The organism is Allobosea sp. P4_E12 (genome assembly GCF_056401655.1).
In genome coordinates this window covers 1-11,214 of the sequence record NZ_JBFUIY010000072.1, presented here as the reverse complement: position 1 = coordinate 11,214, position 11,214 = coordinate 1, and the positions used below count along the sequence as shown (strand labels likewise).

At 60.2% G+C, this 11,214-nt stretch carries 7 protein-coding genes; 3 read left to right on the top strand and 4 right to left on the bottom strand.

Annotated elements, in window-relative coordinates:
• The 4 genes from AC1DW9_RS35300 to AC1DW9_RS35285 all read right to left on the bottom strand — a co-directional run.
• Positions 1-438: hypothetical protein (locus tag AC1DW9_RS35300; RefSeq protein ID WP_476855348.1), on the bottom strand; the 438-nt coding region annotated here is incomplete at its 3' end.
• 843 nt (positions 439-1,281) lie between these two features.
• Entirely contained in the window at positions 1,282-2,187 is a 906-nt protein-coding gene (locus AC1DW9_RS35295) for a serine protease (protein WP_476775479.1), read from the bottom strand.
• Between the two features lie 195 nt (positions 2,188-2,382).
• Positions 2,383-4,422, bottom strand: a complete 2,040-nt coding sequence (locus AC1DW9_RS35290; RefSeq protein WP_476775478.1) for a tetratricopeptide repeat protein — start codon at positions 4,420-4,422, stop codon at positions 2,383-2,385.
• A gap of 40 nt (positions 4,423-4,462) precedes the next feature.
• The gene (locus AC1DW9_RS35285) at positions 4,463-6,346 is read right to left on the bottom strand and encodes a tetratricopeptide repeat protein (RefSeq protein WP_476775477.1); all 1,884 of its coding nucleotides are present in this window, start codon (positions 6,344-6,346) and stop codon (positions 4,463-4,465) included.
• A 594-nt stretch (positions 6,347-6,940) separates the two neighbouring features.
• Between AC1DW9_RS35285 and AC1DW9_RS35280 the strand changes: the two genes are divergently transcribed.
• From AC1DW9_RS35280 to AC1DW9_RS35270, 3 genes are all read left to right on the top strand, one after another.
• A complete protein-coding gene (locus tag AC1DW9_RS35280; protein WP_476775476.1) occupies positions 6,941-7,225 on the top strand; it encodes a hypothetical protein in 285 nt (94 codons plus the stop codon).
• A gap of 472 nt (positions 7,226-7,697) precedes the next feature.
• Positions 7,698-9,362: a penicillin-binding transpeptidase domain-containing protein gene (locus AC1DW9_RS35275; protein ID WP_476855349.1), complete on the top strand. Its 1,665-nt coding sequence runs from the start codon at positions 7,698-7,700 to the stop codon at positions 9,360-9,362.
• A 110-nt stretch (positions 9,363-9,472) separates the two neighbouring features.
• Positions 9,473-10,561 (top strand): helix-turn-helix transcriptional regulator, encoded by a 1,089-nt coding sequence (locus AC1DW9_RS35270; RefSeq protein WP_476775474.1) that lies wholly within the window; start codon positions 9,473-9,475, stop codon positions 10,559-10,561.
• Positions 10,562-11,214 lie beyond the last annotated feature (653 nt).

Below are 11,214 nucleotides of genomic sequence, written 5' to 3'. Positions count from 1 at the left end.
GGGATTATCGTATTCATATTCCTGACATTGGCCATCGATAATAACTTTATCTATATATTTCCTTTGGAATGCAGCAGAAACGTCCGGGCGACTCACGCCGCGCCGTCGCGGTTCGTTGCGATTCCGAATCACAGTGACGACCGTAAGGGCCTTCTGCGTTTCTGCAGCCAATGCATCGCGCATGGCGTTCGTGAGCCGGGACTGCTCCTGACGACCAATGGACAGCTCCGCTAGTGGGTCCCAGACCCATACCACCGGTCGACCTTGCCGGAATGCCGCCATGGCGGGTTCATCAAACGGCAAACAACGGCTCTCGATTTCGGCCTCTGTCATTCCGACAATTTCCCATTCTTCGCTGGCGCGCGGAGCGATGCTTTCGATTGGGAAACCAACATTCGCTGGCGGGGGAGGAAACGCAGAGTTGAAGATCAGGGTCACTTGCGCTCGCGGGGTATATGGATCCCGAATTATGGACAGGCTCGCGCGATATTCATGCGGATTATGGACCTCTTCTGACAATTTTCCGCGGAATGGAGGGAGGGCAAGCACAAGCGTATTCCTGTTTTTAGCGGTAGGGGCCTATTCAGAAAGAGCAGCGAGTCAGCCTTCGTCCTGATCGCTGCGAAGGTCGCGGGCCCGCCGCATCGTCTCCCGGATCGCACCGATGCGATTGCGGAGCTGGGCGGGCGTGATCACGGCAGGGATACTGGGCCGGCCGGATGCCTCGCCGGGCCGGACAGACGTAGCGCGTCGTGGCTTGGGCTGCGGATTTGCGCCGCGGCCGTTTCGCTTCATGAGGCGAGAATACGCAGCCCGGAGTTGATCGGTCGAAATGCCAGAGCCGTCTGCCCGTCGTGCCCCCGCCTGAATCAGGGCCCCGGAGAGAGCCGGCCATGACAAACCCAGCTCACGAAGCCGGCCCAGATCGTCGAGATGCCGGGCGACGACACGCTCGAAGAGAATGCGCGTCCCCGCGGCATTCAAATCCTCGGCAAACCGCCGAGCCCAAACATTGACGTTTGCCTGTCCCATGCCCCGGTCATAGCAACCGGATGTCGCCAAAGGCGAAACCGGATGGGAGCAATTCGAAGCATCTTGAAACGTTTCGAAGCGTTTCAGATCGCTTCGAAACGCTTCAAATTGATTCACTCACACCTGTGCATCTGTAGATGGAGCCGGCCTGAAATACCTGCTCATCGTTCGACGTCGTGTTATTCGGAGAGGTCGCGCGGGCCTCGCGTAGGCCCGCTGTCAGACTGTTTCAGCGACTCTGCGGCGAAACTACCGCGTCTCGATCCTTTCCTCACTTCCATCATTGTTACCCTTGATCGACTGGGCTGCGCTCGGGTTCGACCTGTCGGTAAATACGGCATCGCGCACATTGGCCCTGATCCAATCTTGGAACTGCCCGACCGGGACGTAGACGGTGGGGTGCCCTGGCTCAGCACAGCCCTTGCCCCAGCTGACGATACCGACCTGCATTTGCTCGCCATTGCGGTGAGGCATGAGGAGTGGACCGCCGCCGGTTCCGCTGCAGGCGTCCCGGCCACCCTCCTTCAAACCGGCGCAGAAGGTTGCACCGGTGATTTTATCCGCTCCATAGACCCCGCGACAGTCACGCTGTTCGACGATCGGCACGTCGAGTTGGTGCACGGGCATCGAGGCTGTGTCATCTGATTGGATCGCGCCGAAGCCGACGACGGTCGATTTGCGGCCGGGCTTGAGCGCGGTTGCTCCAACGTTGCGGCTGGCGAGCTTCTGCCGTGATGCTGAGCTCTTCCCGGAGAGCTTGAGCAGAGCGACGTCGTTCTGCGTAAGCCGGGGATCGTATCGGGGATGGATGATGACCTGGTTGGCGTTGATGGCGACTTTCCGACGGCCCTCGCCATTCGGTTCGTTCATACCCTCCCGAATGAAGAAGGTCGTCGAGTCCGGTTGCCTCTTCATTGCTGCGCCGCAATGGGCGGCGGTTAGAACCCATTCCCTGCCGATCACCGTGCCCGCGCAGAAATACCTTGCCGCGTGCCCCTCCCGCTTGCCGTACACCGCAACCAGGCTCAACCACTGCCCTGGCTTGGCCGGCGTTCCGCCCACAATCCCGATGCCGCTCGGCGCTTCGGCGCGGGAGGCGCCATGGCTATCCTCCGGTGCGGCGAAGGCGCCGGATGTCGTTAGGAGAGTGATCACTGCGGACGCAAACAACGTGCGACCGGGGGCAGCGAAATGGCGGCGTTTCAAGACGGCTGAGCTATGCATGCGGGTCATTCCCTCGATAGTCGTGTAACTGACGGTTCGACCATCTCCGGCCGGCGAGGCTAGGCTGGTCCTGTTGCGACATTTCGTAGACTTGCGCCGGACGTTCCATGATGATCGCAGCGGCCGCTACCGCACCAGTTTCTCTCGTTCCCAGCGGGCCGTGTTGGCGAGGAATCCTGTGGGGTTCCGGGCGAGAAAGGCATCCCAGGCCGCTGCGGTGCCGATCGCACGAGCGAGCTCGAACTCCGTTTGGTCCGCTGAGGGCGGGCCTCCCGTGCCTACGACGGCCGGCTGGAGTTGCGGAACGAGGGTGAAGTTGCCGTCGATCCGGTCGGAGTAGTCGGGGAATTGCGCATGCGACCGCTGTGCCGTGCGGGCAAGCGTTCGGACTTCGCTCTGCGTCCTCTTTGCGATATCGACCAAGCTGGCGCCGGGCGTCTGGAGATGCTTGACGAACACTCTAGTGAAGACCGAAGTCGGGGAAGCATCACTATCGCTGAGACGGTCGAGCGCTGCCTCCCTGGGACCGGCGGAGAATAACAGGAACTCGCCCTCTTCCGCTTCCATGCGTCCGAGCCCCCGCGTAGCACTGCCGCGCTGCCCAGCGGCGCGCAAGGGATTGTCGCGGCAGGCGTCGATCACGGCGATCGCGACCCGCACTGCTCGCTGGCGGATCCGGTCAACGATGTCACGCACCTTATAGGCCGAGCGCTGGAACTGAGTCTGCCTTGGGTCGATATTGGGCATGTCGGTCGGCAGCAGATAATTCACGTGATCAATCTCGACGCCATGGCCGGCGAAGAAGAACAGGGCGGTGTCGGCTGGCTCGAGGCTGGCGACGAACCGGTCCAGCACCTGCGCGAAACCGACATTGTCGAGGTCATGGGCCAAGGTGGTTTCGAAGCCCATGGTCTTCAGCGTGGCATTAATCGCGTCGGCATCGCCGCGCGCCTTCCACAAGCGGTCGATCTGGCGATAGCCGTCGTTGCCGATCACCAAGGCGACACGGCGCTGCCCGGGTACCGCCGTCGACGGAGGTAGGGTAGGTAGCAGTTCACCCTGTGGGATGGGGATAGCCGTGACGGTCACCGTGATTGGTTCTCTCGGAGCTAACACGGTGCGAAGGCGCCATTCCTCGGCTCGGCGATCAGTACTCTGATCTCTGATCTTCTCGGCGGCGTCCATGTCCGCAAGTCCACGGTCGCCGTCGTTCTTGGCAGAGTAAGCATTGCCGCGACCCATGTAGGCTTCGAAGTCTTTCGGATCGAGGCGGATGGCCTCATTGAAATCGGCGATGGCACGTTCATGGTCACCCTTGCCTGAATAGGCATAGCCCCGATGCTTGTAAGCATACCCATATTTGGGATTGAGCCGAATCGCCTCATTAAAATCGGCGATGGCACGGTCATGGTCGCCCTTGTTGGTATAGAGCATGCCGCGGATGTTGTAGGAATATATATATTTAGGGTTGATCTGGATCGCTACATTGAAATCGGCGAGCGCGAGAGCTTCATCGTTCTTGTTCAAATAGGTCATGCCACGGTAATGGTAGGCATAAATATATCCTGGATCGAGGCGGATCACCTCATTGAAGTCAGCGATGGCACGGTCGTTATCGTGCTTGGCCCAGTAAGCGAAGCCACGATTATTATAGGCAGCCAGCCGCTTTGGATCGAGCCGGATGGTTTGGTTGTACTCGACAATTGCGCGGTCGCCATCACCCTTATCCGAATAGGCATGGCCGCGAAGTAAATAGGCGTCGGCATTCTGGGGATCGAGGCGGACAGCCTCGTCGCAGTCCGTGATGGCGCGGTCGGCGTTGCCCGTCGCCAAGTAGCCAAGCGCGCGCCTCTGATGAATTCTTGAGAAATCCTGAGCAGAAAATCTCGCCGTTCCTGCCAGGATACGCGAGCAGGCCGCGATAATCGTGTCTCCGACCCCGCGGTCGTCGACATTCATACATAGAACGAGATCTGCGTCCTGTGCGTCGGTTGGCAGCGTCGCACGAACCAGGCCGGCTATCGCCAGGCCAACCGGCACGGCGACACGCAGCAGTCTTGTTCGCGTCGCCTCCCGCAACTCGCTGGACCGGATCGGTGGAGGCCGGCGGTTTGGACCCCGGCCGACGGAGCGCTTCAGGTATTTCAGCATCGGATACAGATCCATCAATTCCTACGAAAGACAATATTCTGATCCGATCTCAAGCTTATCGAGTCAGCTTTTCGTTGAGCATGATGTCAGCGCCACCCAGTGTGCCGTAGATGACGGGCTGTTGCGAATAGAAGGTTTCGCGAGCCACATCATTGCCAACCAGGGCGAGGAGCGTTCCGAGCCCGAGATCCGGAGTTGCAATGCGGCGCAGAAGAGCTTGCGTGAAGAGCGAGTTGTGCCAGCTTTCGTCCGATTGGCCGGTTCTCTGCTGGCCTGCATCGATGACGAGGATGTCGTTGGGTATATTAACCAACGAGCCGAAGTGCCGAGGCTTGACGCGGATGCCGGCCAGGGGAGGAATCGCCAGCGGGTGACTGCTGCCAGGCATGCTGGGATGAGGGAGCGCATCCAAAATGACGAGACCCAGTCGCCCATGAGATGCAACCGCACCGATTGCCTCACGCAAGGGCACCGCGCCAACGAGCACGGTGCCGTCGGCGGCGAATGCAACGTCAGTCGCTAGCAGATGGCTCTCGCCTCCGAGCGTGAAACTCTGTCCGGAGAAGAAGACGACAGCCACCGTCGCGGACTTCGCAGTCGCCGCAAATGCCGTCAGGGCGCGCTGCATCGTATCGGCATCGGCATCAGCAAGCCTCTCGACCTGAAACCCGAGCTCCGTGAGCGCCTTGGCCATGTCTGCGGCATCGTTGAGCGGAGTGGCGAGCTCCTTCTGCGCCCGGTAGCTCGCATTGCCTATCACGAGAGCAATCCATCCCGGCTTGACGGGCGGCGGCGCGAGGGGGGCTTCAGGCGCTGGCTTCGCGGCAAGCTGCTTCTGTAGCCGCCTGACAACTGCGATACCTTCCGGATCCTCTGGCTTCAGCTTGACATAGGTTTCCATGTCACTGAGCGCCTGCGCATAGTCTCCATTGGCAAGATAGGCCCCGCCCCGCGACCGAAAGGCCTTGGCATATTTGGGATCGAGGCGGATCGCCTCATTGAAATCTGCCATGGCCTGGGCGCGATTGCCGATGGCAAGATGGGCATTGCCCCTGTGACGATAAGCGTAGGGGTAGGCAGGGTCGAGACGGGTCACCACGTTGAAATCCGCGATGGCGCGCGCGTGGTCGCCCTTCGCAGAGTAGGCGAAGCCACGATTGTTGTAAGCTGCGACAAACATGGGATCGCGGCGGATGGCCTCGTCGTAATCTGCAAGCGCGCGTGCCAAGGCCTTCTTGTCGAATTGGGCATCGCCCCGATGAAGGTAGGCGTCGAGAAGGCCAGGGTCATCGTTGATGGCCTTGCCGAAATCGGCGATCGCGGCGGAGCTATTGCCATTGCCGGTATGGGCGAGACCGCGTTGGACATAGGCGTAGGCGCGTCGCCTGTAGGCAGCCTCGAAGCCCGGAGCGCGACGTAGTACATGTGTGTAGTCGGCGATCGCGTGGTCGTACTGGTGCTTCGCAACATGGGCTTCCCCGCGCTTGGCGTAAGCCATGAGCTGCCCCGGATCGAGTCGGGCCGACTGACCGAAATCGGCGATGGCGCGGTCATGGTCGTTGTTTTGGAGATGGACCGTGCCCCGCATGAAATAGAAGTCCGAGGAACGTGGGTTGAGACGAATGGCCTCGTCATAGTCGGCTAGTGCCCGCTCCCTAACGGTTTGCGCGCTGGCGCGCCGGTAGTAGGCGTCGGCGAGGGTTGGATCGAGGCGAATGGCCGCGTCATAGTCTGCGAGTGCGCGCTCCTTGTCGCTATTCGCTGCGTAGGCGTTGCCACGATGAAAATACGCACGAGCCTTGCTTTGGACTTTCACACTCGGGTCGCTGACGATGCGGCTGCAGGCCGCAATCGCTGCTGCGTCGATGGCGTCCTTCCGGCAAAGAGCCCGGTCCGAGGCGCTGGCAGGGGCGATTGGCGCCAAGCAGAGGATGGCCATCGCTAGCAATCTGGGCCGGACGGCTGTGTTCAATCGGGCTGCCCGCATTGTCCGACGCTCCCTGCGAACGAGAAGATGTCCAGCGACGGTTTCGCGTTCCGCCGAGGGACCAACCGGCATCAGACGGACATTGACCAGCAGCACAGGTGCTGGGACGGCCGCGACCTGGTGCCCGCCGGATGCGGCGCCTCGACGGCCAGGTCTCGCATTTGAGCTGGGGCAGCCGCCCTCGCGGGCATTTCGCCAAAAAGCAGAGAAACGGCGGCCTCTCCGAGCTTGCTCAGCGCCTGCCTACAATCAACCGGCATGACTGCTCTTACCTTGCATTTTGACAATGTTCGCCACGTGCGGACAGGTTAAAATGAGGCTTAGCGTTCTGAAATCTTCCGTGATGGCGATGATTTTCATTTATTTCGCTAGGTTAGCAGATGTATAGCGGATAGCCCCAATCCGGGTAAGGAGCGCGCTTGCCCGTCCCATTGCTCCCCCCCAATCGGATGGGAGGCTTCGGGCCTACCGCCAGATGCCGCTCAGAGGCATCGTGCCGGTTACCGGGCCGTCGAGCCCGCCAATGATTGGAACCGGGTATTCACCATGACCAGACGTCTTGCGTCGGCCCTCGGCTTTGCTGCCTTCACCTTTGTCAGCCTTCATAGCGCGGTCTGGGCCGCGACGTTGCTGGAAAATGGCGCCGAGGACTTCATCGCGCCTCAAGAGATCAGCGCGAGCGAGGACCGCCTGCTGATCGTCAACGGGAACTCCGGTCGCGTCATCTATGACGATGGCCGCAACGACCTATTCTGCGTCACGCGCCGGGTGATCGTCGGTTACCATGATGACGGTCGCCCGATTCGCAAGCGGACTATGCGGTGCCGGTGAGCTGTTCCCCGGCCCAACGCCATCCCGCCTTGCGCTGCCGGAACGCAGTTACATCAAGGGGTGCAGAGCTTCTGTCCCGAGCTCCGATTGGCTTGACCATTGTCCTGGTCGGATTCATCTTCGCTTGAGGCGTGAACCATCTTCTCGTGCCTTCTCCTAACAAAAGTTGATCATGCGGCCTTGGCGGGGGCCCCTTGCGCTGATGCTCGCCTTGATCAGTGGGCGAAGTTAGCCGATTGCACGGCCGGATCGGAATCCCGGCTCAGCGGCCGTTAGCCAGCGACCTCAACACCGTCGATCGTGCGGTCAAGGAAAATGAAGCGGTCCGCGAAGGATCCGGTCGCGCAATGCGCCGCCGGTGCCGCGCTGGCCGAACGGATTTTCGGTGAGGCGAAGCGGGTGTGGCCAGGCCCTTCGATCCGAGCCGCGTTTCAGAAGGCCATTTCGTTATCGCCATGGGATCGAGTTGGAAGTGCAATCGATGAAAAAGGGCAGAAAGTTCCTTATTGGCGTCGGAGCCTCTGCTTCGCTGGCGGGAATTCTGGGAGCGATCGGATATGCCACCGTTGGTTCAGGCTATCCGCTTCGCCAAGCGGCAAAGCTGCTCGTGATGCCGGCGCGCGCCGCTATTTCGGACCGGAACGGCGTCGAGATGGTGAAGCCACAGTGGCTCTACTCGATCGCAGCCAACGGGGTGCGCGACAGGTTGGACGCTGCTCGCGCGGCGGACCTCATCCAGCAGATCGTCGGAAGCCTCAGGGTTATCGACCTACAGGAGCGCCTAGCGTCGAAGGTGCCTTTTGCTTGGGTGGTCCGTGGTATCGATAAGGCGAGCGCTGACAAGATCCTGGCTTTAGACCTGAAAGGATTCGAAGTCAGGCTCGAGGTCGGGCGCGCCTATCCAGATCCAATGCTGGCGCCCCATGTCTTGGGTGCACTCGATATCGATGGACGTGGGATAACAGGGCTTGAGCGGGGCATCGAGCGTGAATTGCAAGGCCATTCCGGCCCCTGGATTTCCAGTCTCGACGCCCGCCTGCAACGGCAGACCAACGAGCATCTCGACAGAGCTCTCGCGCAAAGCCGCGCGACCGCAGGAGCCGCCCTCGTGCTTGACGTGCGCACGGGAGAAATCCTGGCTCTCACTTCCGCGCCGCGTTTCCGCAGCGATCAGCCGCTTGATGCCCTTGAGAGGGGGAACATGAACCGCGCCACGATTGGCGTTGACGAGGCGCGTGGCATTTCTCATTTGATCGCTGCTGCGACGCTGCTTGAAAGCGGATATAGACTTGAATCACGGTTTCCCGTGATTGACGGCTATGGTTGGAATGGCGTGTTCCACCACTCTGATCGAGAAGAAAGCCTGCGGAATTTGGTCGCCACTCTTGCAGGTCCCAGTCTTGCCCATGCCGCCCTTGAGATTGGGCCAAGGGCCCTTCCGGCGAAGATTGAAGAACTTGGCTTGCTCGATACCATCCGGCTTGAGACACTGGAGAGCAGCCCTCCCTTGCTAGCTAATCAAGGGAACCTTGGGCCTCGCCTCCTGGCGCCTCCCTCTCCTGCACACGACCATGGCGATGGGCTTTCGGCGGTGGAAGTCGAGATTGACGCCGGACAGGAAGCGCCATCGCCATTTCCCGCCGCATCGGGAGAGGGGATTGCTGCAACCCCTTTGGCTTGGTCTGCGGCAGTCGCTGGAATCATCAATTGCGGCCGGCGTGTTTCTCCAACTTTCCGCAAGCACGACCCGAACGCGCCAAGAATCCGCGGCGCCACTGTCTTCTCAGAAAAGACGGCTCGGACCATGCGCGAAATGCTCCGGGGAGAGGCACACAATCTCGTGCAACTCAGGGATCTGGAGGCCTTCGATCTCGGAGCCAAAGCGGGTTTCGACGAGAAGGTGGTCAACGGTCGTTACGTTGCGAACAAGATCCGGAGCAACGCAGTTGTTGCCTTTCCGATGAAGGCTCCCCGCTATCTGATCTACACAATGCTTGACGAGCCAACCGCAGAAAAGAACGGAGAACATGTCCTTGACCGATCAGCCGCGATCCAGACTGCCGTAGCAATAACGCGCGACCTGGCCTCAACGCTTTCGGCAGAAGGCGGCAATCAGCAGCCACCTTGCCACGACTGACTGAAGGACACACGCGACGGCCAATGTTCGTCGAGACGCATCCCCCGGCAGGGTGATGATTGACGAATTTTTAGCGGTGCCGCATCTCGAAGGCGGGGGAGGTATGGTCGATGTTGGATGCGCACGAATTCAGTGACGCCGTCGCAATGCTTTACGAGGCTGCCGCAGTGCCTGAGGTTTGGCCCACGGCAATTGCGCGACTAGCCCAGATCGCCGGCTGTACCGGAGGGCTGCTGTTTTCGCATTCTGAACTTGGGACCAACTGGGTCACTTGCAAGGAATTCGCGCCGGTCTTCGACCGTTTCATGGAACAGGGTTGGATGAACCGAAATGCCCGTATGGCAGGCTTGCTGGCACATGGTGGTACCGGCTTCGTGACTGATCACGACCTCTTTGCAGATGACGAATTGGCCAACATCACGATGTACCGCGATTTCCTGTACCCGGAGGGGTTTGGCTGGGGAACCGCGACGCATGTTCGCGCGTCGTCCGGTGAGAACATCGTCTTCACACTGGAGCGCAAATTCGAGCTGGGTCCGGTTTCGCGACGCGAAGTCGAAGTTCTCGACGGCGTCCGCCCCCACTTGGCCCGAGCGGCGGTGCTTGCCTCCAAGCTTCAGATGCAGCGTGCGCAGGCCAGCCTGGATGCTCTCGAACGGACCGGATCTCCGGCCGCACTGGTCAGCGGCCGCGGCAATGTCTTAGCTACCAATCCGAGTTTTGAGTCTCTGCTGGGACAGGTCGCCATCCGCGCCTGGGATAAGATCGCCCTCGATGACGTTCGTGCGAACGCGCTGTTACAAAAAGCTCTCGCCGAACTTGCGTCGGATAGCCTCGGCGATACCCGGTCGATCCCAGTTCCACGTCGGGATGACAGGTCAGCTTTCATTATCCATATCCTACCTATCCGACGGCGGGCACTCGACATCTTTTCACGTGCTCAGGCAATGCTGGTCGCAACGACGTCGCATGGGAGCCTGCGGATTGAAGCTTCGCTCCTGTGCGAACTCTATGATTTGACGCGAGCTGAGGCGACTGTGGCTAGCCGGATTCTTGAAGGCCTCTCAGTCAACGAAATCGCCGCCGAACACCGCGTCTCACGCGAAACGGTTCGCTCACAGCTCAAGAAGGTCCTGGCAAAGACGGGCTGCCAGTCCCAAGCTGATTTCATCCGGAGATTGGCTCCGTTCGCAATATGATCACTTCTCCAATTGCTGGCGTTCCGCGCGAGCGATTTCAGCGAGGAAACTCTCGAGAGTCCTGGCGTGGAAATGTCCAGGCGGCGGCTACTTTGGTCGACCGGCGGAGAGAGAGCAGGCTCTATTCCGTCCGGCACTCCCACGTGGCGCGTCCACAAGCTGCTCCAGTCGCGCCATGCCAACGTTCTTGTCCGGGCGAGAGCCTCAATGTGTATCCATTCGGATAGAGTTGTCCGTTGCTCGCATAGGTTGGGATGCCGACAAAGCAAATTTGCCTTGTGCTGCAACCATTTTCCAAGGTTAGGCGGCACTCATTTCCAACACGCTGCAACTGCCCCGAGACGCAGTTCGCGTTGGCCTCCGAGCCAAAAAGCAGCCCCATCGCAGTAACTGCTAATCCAAATTGCGGATTCCGACGAATTCGGCGGGCAATTCCGATATGAATTCGGCACCCTGTTCCGATTTCATTCCGGCACCCCATTCCGATTTGAAGCCGGCAGGTGCGAGGTGATTTGCCTGGGTCGTTCGTGATGATTGTCGTGGATGGATTTGACGGTCAAGCGATCGTGGCTGGAGGGCTCTGCGACTGGCGTTTTCGCATGCTCTCGCCGGCGAGTTCGATGCGGTAGGCATTGTGGGCAATACGATCCATG

Coding starts and splice junctions, on each gene's coding strand:
- AC1DW9_RS35270 (WP_476775474.1), top strand. CDS start 9,473: ATGTTGGATGCGCACGAATTCAGTGACGCCGTCGCAATGCTTTACGAG.
- AC1DW9_RS35285 (WP_476775477.1), bottom strand. CDS start 6,346: ATGGCCATCCTCTGCTTGGCGCCAATCGCCCCTGCCAGCGCCTCGGAC.
- AC1DW9_RS35290 (WP_476775478.1), bottom strand. CDS start 4,422: ATGGATCTGTATCCGATGCTGAAATACCTGAAGCGCTCCGTCGGCCGG.
- AC1DW9_RS35280 (WP_476775476.1), top strand. CDS start 6,941: ATGACCAGACGTCTTGCGTCGGCCCTCGGCTTTGCTGCCTTCACCTTT.